The sequence below is a fragment of the Prauserella muralis genome (genome assembly GCF_003202285.1).
In the GTDB taxonomy this organism is placed as follows: domain Bacteria; phylum Actinomycetota; class Actinomycetes; order Mycobacteriales; family Pseudonocardiaceae; genus Prauserella_B; species Prauserella_B muralis.
Genome location: NZ_MASW01000006.1, coordinates 136437 through 153860, shown reverse-complemented (window position 1 = coordinate 153860; position 17424 = coordinate 136437). Strand labels below are relative to the sequence as shown.

General features: G+C 65.5%; 16 protein-coding genes. 11 read left to right on the top strand and 5 right to left on the bottom strand.

The window, feature by feature from the left end; translation table 11 throughout:
• The first annotated feature begins 160 nt into the window (after nucleotides 1-160).
• Together BAY60_RS25990 and BAY60_RS25985 are read left to right on the top strand one after the other, a co-directional pair.
• Nucleotides 161-1513: a DUF2252 domain-containing protein gene (locus BAY60_RS25990; RefSeq protein WP_112283816.1), complete on the top strand. Its 1353-nt coding sequence runs from the start codon at nucleotides 161-163 to the stop codon at nucleotides 1511-1513.
• A 247-nt stretch (nucleotides 1514-1760) separates the two neighbouring features.
• Nucleotides 1761-4754 carry a 3-keto-alpha-glucoside-1,2-lyase-like domain-containing protein gene (locus tag BAY60_RS25985; protein ID WP_112283815.1) on the top strand — a complete coding sequence of 998 codons (2994 nt, stop codon included), beginning with the start codon at nucleotides 1761-1763 and terminating at the stop codon, nucleotides 4752-4754.
• A gap of 104 nt (nucleotides 4755-4858) precedes the next feature.
• Here BAY60_RS25985 and BAY60_RS25980 read toward each other — a convergent pair whose 3' ends face one another.
• Nucleotides 4859-5695: an MBL fold metallo-hydrolase gene (locus BAY60_RS25980; RefSeq protein WP_112284615.1), complete on the bottom strand. Its 837-nt coding sequence runs from the start codon at nucleotides 5693-5695 to the stop codon at nucleotides 4859-4861.
• Between the two features lie 82 nt (nucleotides 5696-5777).
• Nucleotides 5778-6617 (bottom strand): DMT family transporter, encoded by an 840-nt coding sequence (locus BAY60_RS25975; RefSeq protein ID WP_112283813.1) that lies wholly within the window; start codon nucleotides 6615-6617, stop codon nucleotides 5778-5780.
• An 82-nt stretch (nucleotides 6618-6699) separates the two neighbouring features.
• Here BAY60_RS25975 and pdxR point away from each other — a divergent pair, with 82 nt between their 5' ends.
• The 3 genes from pdxR to BAY60_RS36855 all read left to right on the top strand — a co-directional run bounded on the left by pdxR (nucleotide 6700) and on the right by BAY60_RS36855 (nucleotide 11507).
• Nucleotides 6700-8145: a MocR-like pyridoxine biosynthesis transcription factor PdxR gene (pdxR, locus tag BAY60_RS38405; protein WP_112283811.1), complete on the top strand. Its 1446-nt coding sequence runs from the start codon at nucleotides 6700-6702 to the stop codon at nucleotides 8143-8145.
• Between the two features lie 740 nt (nucleotides 8146-8885).
• Complete coding sequence (locus tag BAY60_RS36860) at nucleotides 8886-10094, top strand: hypothetical protein (protein WP_146771081.1); 1209 nt, start codon at nucleotides 8886-8888, stop codon at nucleotides 10092-10094.
• 87 nt (nucleotides 10095-10181) lie between these two features.
• Nucleotides 10182-11507 carry a YopA family protein gene (locus tag BAY60_RS36855; RefSeq protein ID WP_146771080.1) on the top strand — a complete coding sequence of 442 codons (1326 nt, stop codon included), beginning with the start codon at nucleotides 10182-10184 and terminating at the stop codon, nucleotides 11505-11507.
• 84 nt (nucleotides 11508-11591) lie between these two features.
• Here the strand turns inward: BAY60_RS36855 and BAY60_RS25965 are convergent, their stop codons facing one another.
• On the bottom strand, nucleotides 11592-11840 hold the full coding sequence (locus BAY60_RS25965; protein ID WP_112283809.1) for a helix-turn-helix domain-containing protein: 249 nt from the start codon (nucleotides 11838-11840) through the stop codon (nucleotides 11592-11594).
• A 334-nt stretch (nucleotides 11841-12174) separates the two neighbouring features.
• Between BAY60_RS25965 and BAY60_RS37620 the strand changes: the two genes are divergently transcribed.
• A complete protein-coding gene (locus tag BAY60_RS37620; RefSeq protein ID WP_211330471.1) occupies nucleotides 12175-13059 on the top strand; it encodes a hypothetical protein in 885 nt (294 codons plus the stop codon).
• A 27-nt stretch (nucleotides 13060-13086) separates the two neighbouring features.
• A complete protein-coding gene (locus BAY60_RS25955) occupies nucleotides 13087-13638 on the top strand; it encodes an HD domain-containing protein (protein ID WP_112283808.1) in 552 nt (183 codons plus the stop codon).
• Here the strand turns inward: BAY60_RS25955 and BAY60_RS25950 are convergent, their stop codons facing one another.
• Together BAY60_RS25950 and BAY60_RS25945 are read right to left on the bottom strand one after the other, a co-directional pair.
• A complete protein-coding gene (locus BAY60_RS25950) occupies nucleotides 13639-14109 on the bottom strand; it encodes an NUDIX domain-containing protein (RefSeq protein ID WP_112283806.1) in 471 nt (156 codons plus the stop codon).
• A gap of 6 nt (nucleotides 14110-14115) precedes the next feature.
• The gene (locus BAY60_RS25945; protein ID WP_112283804.1) at nucleotides 14116-14865 is read right to left on the bottom strand and encodes a helix-turn-helix domain-containing protein; all 750 of its coding nucleotides are present in this window, start codon (nucleotides 14863-14865) and stop codon (nucleotides 14116-14118) included.
• Nucleotides 14866-15037: 172 nt separating this feature from the next.
• On the opposite strand from BAY60_RS25945, the gene BAY60_RS25940 reads away from it, so the two are divergent.
• The 4 genes from BAY60_RS25940 to BAY60_RS25925 all read left to right on the top strand — a co-directional run bounded on the left by BAY60_RS25940 (nucleotide 15038) and on the right by BAY60_RS25925 (nucleotide 17377).
• A complete protein-coding gene (locus BAY60_RS25940; RefSeq protein ID WP_112283802.1) occupies nucleotides 15038-15382 on the top strand; it encodes a hypothetical protein in 345 nt (114 codons plus the stop codon).
• On the top strand, nucleotides 15382-15636 hold the full coding sequence (locus BAY60_RS25935) for a hypothetical protein (protein ID WP_146771079.1): 255 nt from the start codon (nucleotides 15382-15384) through the stop codon (nucleotides 15634-15636). Before BAY60_RS25940 ends, BAY60_RS25935 begins: the two co-directional genes overlap by 1 nt.
• Nucleotides 15637-15779: 143 nt before the next feature.
• On the top strand, nucleotides 15780-16532 hold the full coding sequence (locus tag BAY60_RS25930) for a hypothetical protein (RefSeq protein ID WP_245992816.1): 753 nt from the start codon (nucleotides 15780-15782) through the stop codon (nucleotides 16530-16532).
• 14 nt (nucleotides 16533-16546) lie between these two features.
• Nucleotides 16547-17377, top strand: a complete 831-nt coding sequence (locus tag BAY60_RS25925; protein ID WP_112283797.1) for an FtsK/SpoIIIE domain-containing protein — start codon at nucleotides 16547-16549, stop codon at nucleotides 17375-17377.
• The last annotated feature ends 47 nt before the right edge of the window (nucleotides 17378-17424 follow it).

The following is a 17424-nucleotide window of genomic DNA, read 5'->3' as shown; positions in this document are numbered from 1 at the left end:
AACCGGTTCCTGTCTACCAACGCCGCGGGCCGCCCGGTACCAACGAAGGGAGGCGGTCGGGTGAACGGTGCCCGGTTCAATCCTGCCCGGCGGCCATGATCGCTTGTACGCTCGGCTGTGGTAGCGAAGCGGTGACCGAGACGCCCGATTGGCAGGCGCGATGTCCGATCTGTCCCTGACCCTGGAAGTCGACGATCCCGAGCTGCGGCGGGGCAGGATCGTGGAGAACCTGGTGACCGCGTTCTCCGATCTGATGGCGGCCGATCCGGCGGCGTTTCGCATCAAGTTCCGCAAGATGGCGACGGATCCGTTCGCGTTCTACCGGGGAAGCGCCTGCCTGTTCTACAGCGACGTGGCCCGGCTGGAGGACCCCTGGGCTGACGAACGGACCAGCCGGGTGTGGATACAGGGCGACCTGCACGCGGCCAACTTCGGTACCTACATGAACAGCGAGGGCACCCTCGTCTTCGACGTCAACGACTTCGACGAGGCCTACGTCGGGCACTTCACGTGGGACCTGCAGCGGTTCGCGGCGAGCATCGCGCTGCTCGGGTGGAGCAAGGCGCTGCCGGACGACGAGATCACCAGCCTGATCCGGGTGGCCGCCGATGCCTATGCCGAGCAGGTCCGGGCGTTCGTCGACGGGGAGAACGACTCCGCGTTCAAGCTGCATCTGGGCAGCACGAAGGGCCTTGTCCGGCACGTGCTGGAGAAGGCCAGGCTGAGGACCCGCAACGACCTGCTCAACACCGTCACCGAAACGGAGGGCTACGACCGCGTCTTCCGGGACAAGCCAGGTGTGCGCAGGCTCGGCGACGCCGAGCGCGACCGGGTGGTGGAGGCGTTCCGGCGCTACCTGGACACCATCCCGGCGGACAAGCGGATGCGCGGGGTGGCCTACAACGTCAAGGACGTGGTCGGGCGCGGCGGGTTCGGCATCGGCAGCGCCGGGCTTCCCGCCTACAACGTGTTGATCGAGGGACAGAACCAGGCTCTCGACAACGACATCGTTCTTTCGATGAAGCAGGGGAACGTCGCCGCACCGTCGCGTGTGGTCGATGATGCGAGCGTCGCCGGCTACTTCGTCCACCACGGACACCGCACCGCGGTCTCGCAGCGGGCGCTGCAGGCTCACGCGGATCCCCTGCTGGGTTACACCGACCTGGACGGCGTCGGCTTTGTCGTGAGTGAGCTCTCGCCCTACGAGGTGGATCTCGAATGGAGCGAGCTCAACGAGCCGGACGACATCGAGCCGGTGCTGAGCTACCTCGGCAGGGCGATCGCCAAGGTGCACTGTGTCTCCGATGCGGACTCCGACCACACGCTCGTGCCGTTCCAGACCGAGACCGCCATCGCGGACGCGATCGAGGGCAGGCAGCAGGAGTTCGTGTCCTGGCTGTGCGACTTCGCGCTCGACTACTCGGCCGTCGTGCGCGACGACTACCGGTTGTTCATCGACGCGTTCCGCAACCGCGAGATCGCGGGCCTGCGCTCGACCCGCGCGAACCGCTGACCGGAGCACGTCCTGGCACAGCACGGTCGCGACTGCGTCACGACAACCCGGTACCTCCTGAGCCGCTGCACGAACAGTGACGCCCGGTTCGCGCTGAGTTCTCTCGCCGGTGGCTGACGACCAGTCGCGCTAGTCCTTTTGCACTAAATCCTCAGAAGAATGCTCACAATGTGCAAAAGTCTCTTCCGCTTTGGCGGACCCGGGGTCAGGATGCGGTGCGTTGGGCGCACGCCTTCAAGGAGGAAGAATGTCCTTACGCTCGCGTCCTCGGCGCAGAAGAGGTCTCGTCGGCCTCCTCTGCGCCGCGGTCCTCGGTTCCCTCGCCACCGTCTCCCCGCCATCCGCGGCCGCGCAGGCCGACCTCCCGCCCCAGGAGCCCGGGGTCACGCTGCGCACCTACGACGTCCAGGTCCCGCTCAGTGAGATCTGCACGCTGAAGCCGGGGCAGACCCCGAACGTCGACAAGCTCATGCCGGTGATCGACTGGCGCTCGGCCGACGATTTCGGCTTCGAGAGCAACTTCGTCACCCACGCCCTCGGCAACCTGAACGTCCCCACCGCCGGCACCTACACCTTCCGGCTCACCAGCGACGACGGCTCCCGGCTCTACATCGACGACCAGCTCGTCATCGACCACGACGGCCTGCACGCGGAGGAGCCGAAGGAAGGCTCCGTGGCGCTGACGGCCGGTTACCACTCGCTACGCATCGAGTACTTCGAGGCAGGCGGCGAGCAGGTGCTCCAGCTTGCCTGGCGGACGCCGGACGCGACCGACTTCGCCGTCGTGCCCAACTCGGCGCTCAGCACGGACGCCGATGTCGTCCGCGTGACCGCTCCCGGCCGCAAGGAATGCGAGGGCATCGCCGACACCCCCGGCGACGGCCTGCCCCTCAACGACGTGAACCCGAACTACACGCTGACCAACCTGCGCCCGGACGGCTTCGAGCCGCAGGTGTCGGCCATGGACTGGACGAAGGACGGCCGCCTGGTCATCGCCACCTGGGGCGGCAGCCAGACCGAGCTCGGCGAGGTGTACCTCGTGGACGGCGTCACGGGCCAGACCGACCCGAGCCGCGTCACGTACAAGAAGGTGGCGAGCGGGCTGCGCGAGCCGATGGGTCTCGCGGTCGTCGACGGCACGATCTACGTGTCGCAGAAGCACGAGCTCACCGAGCTGCGCGACACCGACGGCGACGAGGTCGCCGACGAGCAGCGGACGGTCGCGACCTGGCCGTTCGGCGGGAACTTCCACGAGTTCGCCTTCGGCCTGCTGTACCGGCACGGGTACTTCTACCTGAACCTGTCCGTCGCCATCGACTACGGCGGCGCGACCACCAACCCGCAGCCGGCGCCCAACCGCGGCACGACGATCAAGGTCGACCGGCGCACGGGCGAGGTCGACTACATCGCGGGCGGCCTGCGCACCCCGCACGGCATCGGCTGGGGTCCCGGCGACAACCTCTTCGTGACCGACAACCAGGGCGGCTGGCTGCCCGCGTCGAAGCTCGTGCACATCAAGCAGGACCGGTTCTTCAACCACTACACCAACCCCGAAGGGCCGTTCGACGCGAACCCCGTCACCAAGCCGGTGCTGTGGCTGCCGCAGAACGAGATCGCGAACTCGCCGTCCATGCCGGTCATGCTGCGGTCCGGGCCGTTCCGCGGGCAGCTGCTGATCGGCGACGTCACCTACGGCGGGCTGCAGCGCGCCGACCTCGAGAAGGTCCACGGCGAGTACCAGGGCGCGGTTTTCCGGCACACCCAGGGTCTCGAGGTGGGCGTCACGGAGACCACCGTCGGGCCGGACGGCGCGATCTACGTCGCCGGTCTCGGCGCCGACGGCAACTGGGGCCAGGCCGGCAAGCTCAAGCACGGCCTGCAGAAGCTGACCCCGAACGGTGCCAACACCTTCGACATGAAGTCGATGAAGGCCACCCGCGACGGATTCCGGATCACCTACACGCAGCCGCTGTCCGACGAGACGGTGGCGCAGATCGCCGACAGCTACCAGGTCCAGCAGTGGCGTTACGCCCCGACCGAGAGCTACGGCGGGCCGAAGGTCGATCAGGAGACACTGCGGGTCAGCGACGTGCAGGTGTCGGACGACCGCAAGGCGGTCACCCTGCGCGTGGAGGGCCTGCAGCCTGACCGGGTGGTGCATCTGCGTTCGCCCCGGCCCTTCTCGGCGGCGAGCGGCGAGCAGTTGTGGAGCACGGAGGCCTGGTACACGCTCAACGCGATCCCCGGGGCCCGGCAGGACCAGGTGTTCTACGAGGCCGAGGAAGGCCACCGCGAGGGCGGCGCCGGCGTCAACACCGACCACCGCGGCTACTCGGGCATCGGATTCGTCGACCGGTTCGGCAACCAGGGCGCGTCCACCACGATGCACGTGGAGGTCGGCAGCACCGGCGACTACGACATCGGCCTGCGCTACTCCAACGGCCCGCACCCGTTCTCCGGTCAGAAGTCCGTGAGCATGTACGTCAACGGGCAGAAGGCGCGGCAGGTCGTGCTCCCGACCACGGTCACCTGGGAGGAATGGGCCACGAAGACCGAGCGGGTACGCCTGCACCAGGGGATGAACACCATCCAGTACCGGGTCGACGACGGCGACACCGGGCACGTCAACCTGGACCTGATCAGCGTGCGCGAGGCGGGGGAGCGGATCACCCTGTTCGACGGCGGCGACCTCACGGAGTGGCGGCACACCGACGGCAGGGTCGCGAGCTGGCCGAGGGTCGGCGGCGACGCGATGGAGGTCTGCTGCGGCGACCTGCGTACCAAGGACGGCTTCGGCGACTTCCGGTTGCACGTCGAGTTCAAGGTGCCGCAGCTGCCGCCGGAGGTGACCGGGCAGGATCGCGGCAACAGCGGCGTGTACCTGCAGGAACGCTACGAGATCCAGATCCTGGACTCCTACGGCGACACCACGCTCGCGAACAACGAGGCGGGTGCCATCTACAACCAGAAACCGCCGGATGTCAACGCCGCGACGGCACCGGAGACCTGGCAGACCTACGACATCACCTATCGTGCTGCCCGGTACGACGCCGCGGGGAACAAGGTCGAGAACGCCCGCGTGACGCTGGTGTGGAACGGCACGGTCGTGCACGACGACGTGGCCATCACCGGCCCGACCGGCGGCAACATCCCGGAGGGCCCGGCGACGGCCGCCATCCGGTTGCAGGACCACGGCAACGCCGTGCAGTACCGCAACATCTGGATCGAGCCGCTGAGCTGACGGCGGTGCGGGGCCCGGCCGGACGGCCGGGCCCCGCTTTCCCGCCAGTCGGCCCGCACCGAGGGCCACCCCGGTTGCTGTGCTGCGGTGTCCACAGAGGATCGCTAGCCGGGCGTCCCTTCGCGCTCGCTTCGCCGGGCGAAACGCTGACGTTGCCCTTCGTGGATGTCGCTCACCCATTCCCAGCCAGGCCTGGCTGATGAGCCGATCCGTGGGTCGTCGGGAGCGTCCCCGTCCCGCAGGGCATGGACGTAGGCGCGGTCCTGTTCGATCCTGGCGCCTACCTCACCGGCCCTGCCGACGGACCCGTGACCCGGGATGACGACGTCGGCGTCGCCCGCCACGTCTTCGAGCAGTCGCAGCCCGACGAGGTAGTCCTCGATCGGATCATTGGTGGCGGTGGCGTGGTCGAGCATCGGAATCAGGACATCGGAGAGCATGTCTCCGGCGACGAGAACCCCGCGGTCCTCGATCAACAGCGCCGCGTGGCCAGGGGCATGAGCCGGATGTTCGATGATCCGGACGTGAGGGCCATCCCAGGGAATCCGCGTGGTCCCGGCAGGCAGGCCGGTGATGAGGCCGAACAGGTCCAGCGGTACCTCCTCGGCTATCTCGGGCGGCAACCCTTCGGCGACACTGGCCTCCCAGCCCACGTTCGCCCGCAGCTCTCGCATCTCGGCCGCGCAGCGGGCCGTACCGTACCGCGGCGCCTCCCCGAGGCCCGCATGCCAGAGCACGTGATCCCAGTCAGGATGCGTCGAGAAGCCCACCACGACCGGCCTGCCCGACGTGGACAGGTCGTTGGCCAGACAGGACATTTCGGCGCCCGTTATCCCGGCGTCGACGAGCAACACGCCTGCCCGGCCCTCCACGACGACCGTGTTGTTCTCGATCAACTCGCTCTGGTGGATCAGCACACCATCAGCAACCGGCGTCAGCATGGCGTTCCTTCGCTCGTCGTTGGCGGTCATTCCAGTCCCTCTTCATTCGAGTCTCCCACCGTGAGTCGCGTTGGGTCCTGGCTCAGCCGAGAGCCATGGTGGCTACCGCGAGAGTGCAGATCCCGATGCCCGTTCGTTGTCCGGTGCCGATCCGCTCTCCGAGCACGCCGGCGGCGAGCAGGACGGTGACGGCCGGGTACAGGGAGGCGAGGACGCCGGCGATGCCCAGGCTGGTCGCTCCGGTGGCGACCATGAACGCGAGTGTGCCCGCGGCACCGAGCACGCCGGAGGTGCCGCCCCAGCGGAGCATGCCGCGGCGGGGGCGCCATGGCTGGCCGAGGCTCGCGGCGGCGACCACGGTCAGGATCGCGCCGATCAGCTGGTTGGCGGCAAGCGGCAGCAGACCGGCGTCCGCGGAGATCTGGGCGAGTGCGATGAACAGGACCCCGAAGCCGACGCCCGCGACGGTTCCGTCGACGAGCGCTCCCCGGGTACCGGCCGGTCGATCCGGGGTGGTCTCGCGGGAAACCAACCAGATACCCGGGAGTGCCACGAGCACACCGACCCAGACCAGCCAACCGGGACGCTCTCCGAGTGCCACCCCCACCAGCACGGGCAGGATCGCGGCCCCGACCGCCGAGATCGGCGCCACCAGGCCCATCCGGCCGCGGGCGAGCCCGCGGAACAGGAAGATGCTGCCGGTCGCCGAGCCGGCTCCGGCCAGCAGCGCCCACGCGAAGTCCGCCGTGGCGGGGTTTCCCGGCAGCATCAGGCCGGCCACGAGCATGACGAGTGCGCCGGCGGCCTGCCCGACCAGAACGACCTGCCACGAGGAGTACCGGCGCGAGCCGACGCCGCCGATGAAGTCCGCGGCACCGTACGCGAGAGCCGACGAGAGGGCCAGGAGGATTCCGAGGTTCATGGCATAAGCCTCGGGCTGATGCGGTCCAGTCTGAAGGTCCACTCGCCGACCTGCGGAGCGGACCATTTGGTGTACTGGTGACATGACGGTGGACTGGGCCCGTGGTGGCCCCGACCTTCTGGTGGCGCTGGACCGCGGCGCAGGCCGGCTGGGGATCCAGCTCCAGGACCAGTTGCGGGCCGCGATCCGCGATGGACGGCTGAGCACCGGCGAGCGCTTGCCGTCGACTCGACGACTGGCCGAGCTGCTCGGCGTGTCCCGCGGCACGGTCGTCGACGCCTACGAGCAGTTGCTGGCCGAGGGATACGTCGAGTCCGCGGTCGGATCCGGGACGCGGGTGGCCGCGCTGCCGTCCGCCCCGCCGGAGGCGCGGCCGGCACCTGGCGTTCCCCCGGTCTCGCCTCCGCAGGCCCGACCGGCCGAGGTCGACTTCGGGTACGGCATCCCCGATCTCGGCTCGGTGCCGCTGACCGACTGGAGCTGGGCCGTGTCCGAGGCGACGCGGACCCTGCCGACCGCCGAGTTGGGTGACGAGGACCCGGCCGGTTCGCGGCACCTGCGAGAGGTGGTCACCGCGTACCACCGTCGCGTTCGGTCGGGCTGCGCGGTGGCCGAGGACGCCGTCGTCGTCTCCGGGTTCCGGCAGGGACTCGTTTTCGCGCTGGCGACGCTCGTCGAGCACGGCATCGGGCGCATCGCACTGGAGAATCCCGGCCCCCGCGAGCACGACGTCATCGCCCGCCGGGCCGGCCTGGACGCCGTGCCGGTCCGCGTCGACGGCGACGGCCTGGACGTCGGCCGCCTGCGCGAGACAGGGGCACGGGCGGTGTTGCTGACGCCGGCCCACCAGTGCCCTACCGGGGTCGCGCTCGGTCCGTCGCGGCGGCGCGACCTGGTTGCCTGGGCGGACGAGGTGGACGGGGTGATCCTCGAGGACGACTACGACGCCGAGTTCCGATACGACCGCCAGCCGGTCGGCTCGCTCCAGGGCCTCAACCCGGATCGCGTGATCGCTCTGGGGTCGGTCAGCAAGACGCTCGCACCCACGATCCGGCTGGGTTGGGTGCTCGCGCCACCACGGTTCGTGGCGGGGATCGTCGAGGAGCAGCGGCTCAGCAGTCGCGGCGCCCCCGGCCTGGACCAGGAAGCGCTCGCGCTGCTCATGGAAACGGGCCGGTTCGACCGCCACCTGCGACGCGTGCGGGAGGTCTACCGCGCACGCCGGGACGTACTGGCAGCCGAAGTCGAACTCGCCTTCGGGCCCGGGAGGTTGCACGGGCTGGCGGCCGGCTGCCACGCCCTGCTGCATCTGCCCGACGGGACCTCCGAACGCGCCGTCGTGGCGAGAGCGGCCGCGATGGGCGTCCGGGTCAACGGACTCGCCCACTACCGGTTCGCGCCCGAAGACGCGGACACCGAGCCACGCCCGCCCGCTCTCGTACTCGGCTTCGGCAACGTCAGCGAAGCCCAGATCCGGCGCGGCATCCGCATCCTCGCCGAAGCCGTCTGGCACCAGAACGCACGCTGACCGGCACGCGGGGCAGAGGGGCTGTCGCGCTGGGACGGCAGGAGAACCGGTACCCAGACAACAAAAAGGGCCAGCTGGAGCGCTGGCCTGATCTGGTGTGGAAGTGCGCCATCAGGGACTCGAACCCCGAACCCGCTGATTCTCGAAACGAGCATCTCGGCTTCTGCCATTGGTGGCTGACATCCTGTGTGACCTGCACGGTTCGCGACTGCGAACGTCCGTCACGGCGGTTCATGATGGTCGTCTGCGGACGTTCCCTGTGGGTAAGCTGTGGTTGATCTTGACCGCGGCGCGGCTGCCAACCGGCACCGGGCCGCCGCCCACGCGTTGCCCATCCCCGCGATCCTCAGCCGCCCACAGCCGGGACGGCCGCCGTCAACCCTGTAACCGATCCCGCCTCGGCAACGAAGTACTCCCCGTGACCGGACGTGCGCAAGGTGGCCACCCGGCGGGATCGGCGCGAAGCGGGGTTGACGGCGGTCGGCCCGGCTTTGACCATGCGGCCATCGCGGGGACGGCGTGTCATCCGGCAGCCGCCAACGGTGAGCACTCTTCCTGTTCGGTATGCGCACTGCCGTGCTCAGCGCGCGTGGCCGACGGCGTCCGGCGCGGCCGGGCCAAGCGGAGCGGACCAGCCCGGCCGCGCGCTAGTTCGGCCCGCGCGACCGCCCGGCAGGGCGGCTTGAAACCGTACAGAAAGTCCTCACAGCAAACTTCTGCTGCCGAAGGAGCAGTCTGAGATGAATACTGCAGGTCCGCTCGATTTGGAGATTGGGCGCGTTCGCGCTGCGAGCCGATCTATGATTTCAACATACGTCCAATGGGGACAACAGTATCAATTCGGCGATGTACGCAACATCGTTTACAACGATATCATTGAGTACATCAATCTTCGTGTGGAAACTGCGGAGACCTGTATCCTTCTGGCCGAGAAAGAAAAGGTCGCGGAGGCGTTAGCTTTGGCGCGTTCGCTGTTGGAGCACTATCTCCTGTTGATACTTATCTGTCGAGGGTACAAGTATTTCAAACTGCAAGACAAATCGAATCTGTCAGACGGTGAATTTAAGGCGTTCCTCCAGGATATGCAGGGCGCCTTGCGAGAAAAGTCGACAAGCGGGGAGCATTCGTGCCTGGCTGTCGAAAAGTATCCGAGGCGGAAACGGCATCTTATGTACGTTTTCGAAGGTCTGCACGGCGCCGATGAACCGGATTTCAAGATCGCGCCGCACTATTTCCAGTTCCAGGAATTCAGCCCACAAGTGATGCGCTTGAATCGCGACGACTATTTTGAGTATCTACCTACTCCGCAGCAACTCCAGCACCAGGAGAAGGAGTTTCAGCGGGAAGCGACTTTCCTGTACCAACACTACCTGTCATATGATTCTCTGTTGACTTGTCTTGAGTTAAATGACATTGCCGACAAAGCTTGCGTGAAGCGCATCGAAGCACATTATACTTTCCTGGGTCAGTTTTTGCATCCTACCCACAACGCGGCACGATCTCTCTGCGAGCCGAGTAACATCTATGATGGCCAACCTAACGTTGGAATGCGATATCCATATGCCAGAAACGCTGTGCTTCTGGCGCACCTATACGCCGCCTTTCTGATGGCCGGAATAATTCAGGAGCTAGCTCTCCTTTTCGAAAACGCTCCCAAGAAGTACATTTCGAAGCCCGCAACCGCCATGCTTCGGCATGTCGCCGAAGTGCCTGAGAGGGAGTTCAATTATTTTTGGTTTCTCTTCAACAAGGCGCCACTCTATGACAAGTACAACTTTTGCATCTATCATCTCACTTATGAAGAATTGGCCGAGATAGGTGGTTACCCTAAGATCAGTGGCGATCAAATTCCGTTTGATCACGACATATTTGGCCATCTGAATTCAGCATTGGCGAGTTGGAGCAACGCCAAGTGTGGCGTCTACGAATCACCACTTCGCGATGCTTGAGATTTTTTTCCGATTGAAACGTGCCCTTATTTGAAGTAAAGAAGAATTAGGTAAAGAGACGAACATCCAGGTTTGAGTTGGTAATACATGACAACTTATGACGGTCAGGCGCCGGTAAGGAATATATACGAGTTTAATGATGTCGGCGAGGAGATTACCTTATATAACGGTCTGATTGGAGGTCTCGGCCACGTCAAGTATCCAGGTTCCATCCAACTTGAAATGGATCCTAGTTTTCGGGTGGCATGGCACGTTGAACCCGATGGCGATAAGCATGCGTTTGAGCGCTGGCATCTCTATGTTGGTGATGTTGACTTGGTGCTTCACCGGCCTGGTGGAGAGAAGATTATCCGGGTTCGCAAGAACAACACAACCACTGGCTACATCAATGGAGCCAATGTGGGTTCGGAGAATGATAACCTTGCGAAGGTAGTTCTTCATTGGATGAATCTTCCTGCGATACATGCTTCGGGCGTTCTTATTATGAACTCTGGTGATACGTGGTATCGGTGGGCGGGTAGATGTGAGTTCTTGATAGAAGATTGGAAGATCGTTCTTGATCGTCGATTCGATCATGAGCGTGTCTGGCGGCAAGCAAGCGATCGACGTAAGATCGTGATGACGCATGTCATGGAAATAAGTCGATCTGGCGGTCAAGGCTTTCGCGGCACCGATGTTCGCCCGGTTTTGGACGCGCTACATTTCGGCTTTTCCTTTGCGTTGGGTAGATGGGTCGCTCCAGCGCTCCCTACTGGACTGGACCTTGAAGGCAATCGAGTGTGGGAACAATGGGGCCCATGGTTTTGTGACAGTGGAACTAGTTCGGGGACGGCGTGGTGGCACCACACAAGGTCCGATGACTTGTCACATTATGTCGCCAGACTGGTTCCTGCCTTTTTGAATGCTGAGCGGGCAAATTTTGCGCGAATGCTTTTGTCCATGCTGGTGCAGGGTAACGGTGGGGGATTTATTGAACAACGGACCATCACCTTGTTTTCGGCAATGGAGCATCTTAGTTGGATCAAGAGAGTGCTTTCGGGAGAAATGTCTGCGAGTTTTTATGAGAATAGCTTCAGGGGTGCCGAGGTGCGCTTCCGGAGATTATTGGCAGACGCGAACGTGGCGACAACTATTGATGCAAATCACTATCCTTCGCTACACAAACTGGCTGTCGATCGCGGTCTAGTCGATGGTGTTGCCGCGACTGTGTACGTAAGAAATCGTATAGTGCACCCAAAGGCAGGGCGTGATGACATTTATGACCGAGACGGATTGTTGACTGATTCCTGGTTAATGACTCGAGGTTATCTGACGCTGCTTGTTCTTCATTGGCTCGAATACGAGGGTTCGTACCAATCGATCACTAGCGCCGGAGGCTTATCTGGCGATGTGGAGCGGGTCCCATGGGTTTAATGGGTCTGACTGTCAATTCGGATAGGAGATGGAGTTCGCCCTATTCTTCTATAATGGCGAGTTCCTAAGCTGGCTGTGGTGCTTCTATTCTTGTAACCATGACGGGTCTAGTCGCGTGAGCAAAGAACGAAGGGAAACGCCGACCGCAACGCATGCGTGGCGCAGCTCCACGACATCGAGTCGTCGTTCGCCGGATTCGTACTTGCTGACGAAGGACTGTGGGACGCCGAGTCGTTCGGCTACTTGGACCTGTGTGAGACCTGCCTCGTGACGTGCCTCGCGGAGGAGTTGGCAGAGGCGCTGGTATTCGGCCGAGTAGATCGACTTCTCCACCTGGCAAGCGCACCGTAGCGCTTGCGAGTATCCCAAAATCGGATATCGTCAGGGTGTGCCCGTGGCGCCGAGTCCGCTGATGGCGGGGGTGCCGGAGGGCCGCCGGTGGATCGGTTCTGGCTGCCTGAGCTGGGCGGCTTCGGTCTATGCGCTGGGCCGGTGGGGTTCGTTCCCCTGCACGTGATCGTGGGTGCGGCTCGTGTGTCCTTTGGTGTTGCCCGGGTCTCGGGCCGCTCCACGTCGTCGTCATCTGGTCGTGGAGGAAAGGAACCGGCATGGGTACGCACGACGGTGCTGCTCGGCGGCCCCTCGTGTTCGTCGTGGTGGATGCGTCGTGATCGGCGACGAGCGCGACGGGCCGGTGGTGTTGAGCGCGGAGCAGTGTGCGGAGATCGCGTCGGCGTTGGCTGATGATGACGCCCGTAAGGCTGAGGTGATGCTGTACGCCGCGCAGTACCCGCACGAATCGCTGAGCACGGGCGAGGGCTTCACCGAGCAGGAACGGCAGTGGGCGGCACAGGTTCGCTCGCTGCGCCAAGCAGCGGATCTCGAGCTGGACGCGGCCATCGGCCGACTGGACGCCGCGATCCGAACCGAGACAGTTGACCTGCTGGCGCGCGCCGACAGTCGCGATGAGCGTGCTGCGAACGCCCTGCGGCTGCTCAGTGTGCACGTGTTGGAGCAGGTGTGCGCGATGGCGGAGCAGGCGGGTCTGCCCCTGGAGGGTCTTGGGCTTGCGGCGGTGGGTGCGCGAGCCCGCGCTGAGGCGCTGGCAGAGGGTGACCTGGCGTCGCAGGCCGGGCCGTGGCGGACCGTGGTGGACGAGCTGCGGGAGCTGGCCGATGTGCTGGGTCAGGCGTCGGTGAACCTCTACAACCATGTCGCGTGGGTGGAGCGGCAGGACTGGAGTCAGCCGCCACCCTCCGCGCAGGCACAGCCCAGCAGCGGGCCACCACCCGAGGCGCCACAGGTACCCGAGCGACCGGCGCCGACCGATGACGTCGACGCGATGCTTCGCCGGATCGATCGGGTCGTGGATGCCGATGTCGCGGCGCTGTATGAGCGTAAGGATGCGGGGGACGACAGCGTGCGGCCAGTGCTGCGGCAGCGGGCGTTTCACCTGCTTGAGCTCGGGATCTGCGAGGCCGGTGAGGCTGGCATCGACACGAGTGGCGTCGAGACGGCCGTGGAGGCCGCTTTCGAACTGCCCGGCCGGTGACCGGGGTGGGTTCGATAGGTTGGCGCGATGGCGCTGGTGCAGTGGGCGTACGAGGTGGCCGAGGACAAGCTGGCTGCGCCGTTGCCGCGTCGCTGGGCTCATGTGCAAGGGGTCGCTCGGCAGGCTCGCCGTTTGCGGGTGGTGGCCGGTGCGGATGCGGAGGTGCTGGAGGCGGCTGCCGTGTTGCACGACGTTGGCTATGCCCCGGACCTGGTGGACACCGGGTTTCACCCGATCGACGGAGCCGTCTACCTTGCGCACATTGAGGCGCCGGAGCGGCTGGTGCACCTGGTCGCCCACCACTCCTTCGCCACCTACGAAGCGGAGCTACGCGGGCTGAGTGAGCGCATGACCGCCTACCACGATGAGGGCGGCCCGGTTCGGGATGCGCTGTGGTGCTGCGACCTCACCACCTCCCCGGACGGCGAGACCGTGAAGGCCGACGAGCGGATCGCGGAGATCAAGCAGCGGTACGGCCCCGACCACCTGGTTACCCGCTTCATCACGGGTGCCGCACCGGAGCTGTTGGCGGCGGTGGAGCGCACTGAGCGGCGACTGGCTGAGGTCGAGGCCGGTTAGCTAGCCGAGGTAGGGCTCGGTGCGGTTTTGCAGGCCGTGCTGGATGCGCAGCCGCATGGACGGGTGGATGTTCAGGCTGTCGATCGTGTCGGGTGGCACCCAGTGGACCTGGCGGGACTCGGTGCTGGTGCGGGCCTGGCCGCCGATGGGCCGGGCGTGGAAGCAGACGGAGAACTCCTGGCGGACCTCGCCGTCGTCGTAGGCGATGACGTGGCGGGGGTCGGTGTAGAGGCCGGACAGGCCGGTGACCTCGACGTCGATGCCGGTTTCCTCGCGGACCTCGCGCACCACCGTGTCGGTGAGGCGTTCGCCGATGTCCTGGGCGCCGCCGGGCACGGCCCACAGGCCGTTGTCGGTGCGCTCGATCATCAGCAGCTCACCCGCGTCGTTGCGCACGATCGCGGTCACCGCGGGCACGATGCTGTTCGCGCGGGGCGCGGCCGGGTCGTCGTAGTAGTCCCTCTTCGGCACCTCGGGTCAGTCCTCCCACTTGCAGGGTGTGGCGTGCTCCCACACCGCGTCAATGCTGTCGGCGTAGGTGGTGAACAGGTCGCCGGCCGAGAGCCGCCGCAGGTGCAAAGCCGGGGCGTGGGCGGCGATTTTGCCGTAGACGTGCGGGTTGACGATCATCTCGTCGTCGAAGCGGAAGATGCTGTTGTAGAGCACGGTGCCGTGGCAGCGGATGTCGATCCCGGGCGTGCCATCCAGCGGCCGGAAGTGCGCCAACGCGTGATCGATCTTGGCGGAGATGGTGTGCGTCCCGATGCCCTCGTCGCTGCTGCGCTGGAGCACGGCGGGAGCATCCCGATCCCCGAAAAGTAGGCGGATACGTGCGCCTGCTTCGGCTTTGCGGCGCAGCGTGTCCAGCAGGTCGGGTTTCTCGGTGAGGAACATGCCGACATAGACCAGCATGTCGACGCGGGCGGTGGCGTGGTCGAGCAGGCGGTCCCACAGGTCGGTGGGCACCGCGTTGCGGTGTGGGTAGACCTGGATGATCTCGGAGCCGCTGACCTCGGTGCGGGCACCCTCGCTGTAGGCGTCCGGCCAGAGGTAGCTTTCGTTCTCGCCCAGCATCGCCGCGATCCGGTGGCGGTACTTGGCATACGGGGTGCGGCCTTTGGTGATCCAGCGCTCGACCGTCTTCGGGTCGACCGCCAGTTTCTCCGCCAGCTCTTGCGGCGTGAGGCCGTTCCCCAAAAGGGCCTCACGCAGCCGCTGATTGGTCATGTGGTGCCCCCATCGTCGACACAAACCAAGGGACGTCTCGACGGTAGCAGGGACGTCCCGAAAAGTCCTTGCACGTGGTGCTGGCGTCCCGCCCTCCGACGGCATCGTCGTTACTACGCACCCGAGTTGATGGGGCGTTGAACCGAACAGATTGCCTTGGAGGGCAGTGGTTATGCGTCTGTTGATTGATACGTCGCGTGTGTCGTTCACGGTGGGTCGTGAGCCGGAGGCGAAGAAGGATCAGAACGGTGTGCAGCGTGTGGAGCGCAACACCAACATTCCGATGTGGTCGGTGCAGCTGGTTGCCATGGATGACGGCGGGGCTGAGGTGATCACTGTGACTGTCGCGGCTCCCCAGCCGCCCAAGGTCGCAGTCGGTCAGCCGGTGGCCCCGGTGGAGTTGCAGGCGATTCCCTGGGCACAGAACGGCCGCAATGGTGTGGCGTACCGCGCCACGGATGTGAAGCCGGTATCCGCGTCGAAATCCGCCACGAGCACTCCCGCCGGTGAGAAGTGATGACCCGGGTCGTGGACAAGAGCGTCAGCCAAGCTTTCGAGACCTGGCGCGGATTGTGTGACCAGTTGGCCGAGCGACGCCGCGTGTGTGATGTGCAGTCGCAGCGGTGGCGCGAAGGTGCTGGGCCGTGGTCGGACTGTGAGGCCGCGCGACGCCAGTACGACATCGTGCACGCCCGCATGTCCGTGGCGTGGGCCCACTACATCGTGCTCAAGCACGGTCTGAACAAGTCCGAAGTGTTCGACTTCGACTGATCCCTTTCGAGAGTGCACGGGGCCGGTGTCCTTCTTGGCGGTCGGTCTCCGGCTCCGTGCCTCTCGTTGTTCAACTCTGCCTGGGAGGGCGACGAGTCATGCCTAAGTCTACGCGGCGTGCCCGTGGCGCGCGTGTTGATGTCATGGAGGTCTGGCAGGCCCCGAAACAGTCCTGGCCTGCCGTCCTTGTCGGGATGTTGATCCGCTGGCGCGCTGAGCTCGCGCTCACGGCGGTCACGATTGTGGTGCTGGTCTGGCTGGACGGCCGGACGAACACGGTGGTGATGTGGCTGATCGTTGGCGGCACCCTGGGGGTGGTCGCTGTGCTGCCGTGGTCGCGGCGGTTCGTGCTGGCCCGCTTCTGGTGCGTGCTGGACCGCCACCGGCTGCGCACGTGTTTGCGGATGGCCAAGATCCGCACGATGAACCTGGACGGTGCGCTGCCGTTCCTGCTGTGGGCTCGGCCCACCAAGACCGGGGAACGGGTCTGGATGTGGACCCGCGCCGGTTCCTCCGCTGATGACCTGGAGAACGTGCTGGGCTATATCGCCCCGGCCTGCTACGCCCGCTCGGCACGCCTGCACCGCGTGCGCTCGCTGTCCACGCTGGTGGCGGTGGAGCTGGTGCGGCGTGACCCGCTCGAGCGGCCACAGGCGATCCGCTCGCCGTTGGCGCGGTTGTCGGCCCGGATGCAGGGCCACAACGTCACCGCCGAGGGCTCGGAGCCCATCACCGCCGCCACCGTCACCCCCCTACCCGTCCGCCAGGACACCCCGGCGGCTGGCACGGGCACGAAGGCGGCCAAGACCACCACCAAGAAGGCGGCGGTTCCGGAGCAGTCGGCTCGGCCGTCGGTGGTCGTCAACGGCGAAGACCTCTCCGACTACATCGACTGAGGGAGGCGAGATCCATGCTGAGCAGGAAGAAGACCCACAAGCCGGACACGGTTCCGGTGGCGGGGTTGTCGATCTATGACCCGGTGCATCTGGGCATTTTCGAGGACGGCCACCGCGTCGATCTCGAGTTGATCTACCGCAACATTCTGATGGCCGGGGAACCCGGTGCCGGGAAGTCGGTGGCGTTGAACAACATCGTCGCCCACGGCGCTCTGTGTCCGGATGTGTCGTTGTGGTTGTTCGACGGCAAGCAGGTCGAACTCGGGTTGTGGCGGGAGCTGTCGGATGTGTTCGTCGGCCCCGACATCACCACCGCCCTCGCACGGTTGAAGCAGCTCCAGGCGGAGATGAACCGCCGCTACGACGAGCTGGACCGGGTACGGCGACGCAAGATCGACCGCACCGACCCGGTGGATGTGATCATGCTCGTGCTCGACGAGCTGGCCCTGTTCTCGGCCACGATGGGCAGCAAAGACGAGCAAGACCACTTCGTGCGCCTGCTGCGCGACCTCGTGGCCCGGGGCCGCGCCGCCGGGGTGATCGTCGTGGCCGCCACCCAGCGGCCGTCAGCGGACATCATCCCCACCTCGTTGCGGGACCTGTTCGGCTACCGGCTGGCGTTTCGCTGCACCACCGACTCTTCGTCGGACATCATCCTCGGCCGGGGCTGGGCTGCCAACGGTTACAACGCGGCCACTATCGCCCCGGAAGAGCGTGGGGTTGGGCTGCTGCTGGCCGAGGGTGGCATTCCTCGTCGGATGAAGTCGGCCTACCTCTCCGACGCCGACATCTACGCGCTGGTCGACTACGCCCGCCAACTGAACGCGGGCAAGACCGTCGCCTGAAACCCCTTCACTCTCACCCCCTTTTCGACCCTGTCACGGGAGAGGAC

Coding starts and splice junctions, on each gene's coding strand:
- BAY60_RS25990 (WP_112283816.1), top strand. CDS start 161: ATGTCCGATCTGTCCCTGACCCTGGAAGTCGACGATCCCGAGCTGCGG.
- BAY60_RS25985 (WP_112283815.1), top strand. CDS start 1,761: ATGTCCTTACGCTCGCGTCCTCGGCGCAGAAGAGGTCTCGTCGGCCTC.
- BAY60_RS25980 (WP_112284615.1), bottom strand. CDS start 5,695: ATGCTGACGCCGGTTGCTGATGGTGTGCTGATCCACCAGAGCGAGTTG.
- BAY60_RS25975 (WP_112283813.1), bottom strand. CDS start 6,617: ATGAACCTCGGAATCCTCCTGGCCCTCTCGTCGGCTCTCGCGTACGGT.
- pdxR (WP_112283811.1), top strand. CDS start 6,700: ATGACGGTGGACTGGGCCCGTGGTGGCCCCGACCTTCTGGTGGCGCTG.
- BAY60_RS36860 (WP_146771081.1), top strand. CDS start 8,886: ATGAATACTGCAGGTCCGCTCGATTTGGAGATTGGGCGCGTTCGCGCT.
- BAY60_RS36855 (WP_146771080.1), top strand. CDS start 10,182: ATGACAACTTATGACGGTCAGGCGCCGGTAAGGAATATATACGAGTTT.
- BAY60_RS25955 (WP_112283808.1), top strand. CDS start 13,087: ATGGCGCTGGTGCAGTGGGCGTACGAGGTGGCCGAGGACAAGCTGGCT.
- BAY60_RS25945 (WP_112283804.1), bottom strand. CDS start 14,865: ATGACCAATCAGCGGCTGCGTGAGGCCCTTTTGGGGAACGGCCTCACG.
- BAY60_RS25940 (WP_112283802.1), top strand. CDS start 15,038: ATGCGTCTGTTGATTGATACGTCGCGTGTGTCGTTCACGGTGGGTCGT.
- BAY60_RS25935 (WP_146771079.1), top strand. CDS start 15,382: ATGACCCGGGTCGTGGACAAGAGCGTCAGCCAAGCTTTCGAGACCTGG.
- BAY60_RS25930 (WP_245992816.1), top strand. CDS start 15,780: ATGGAGGTCTGGCAGGCCCCGAAACAGTCCTGGCCTGCCGTCCTTGTC.
- BAY60_RS25925 (WP_112283797.1), top strand. CDS start 16,547: ATGCTGAGCAGGAAGAAGACCCACAAGCCGGACACGGTTCCGGTGGCG.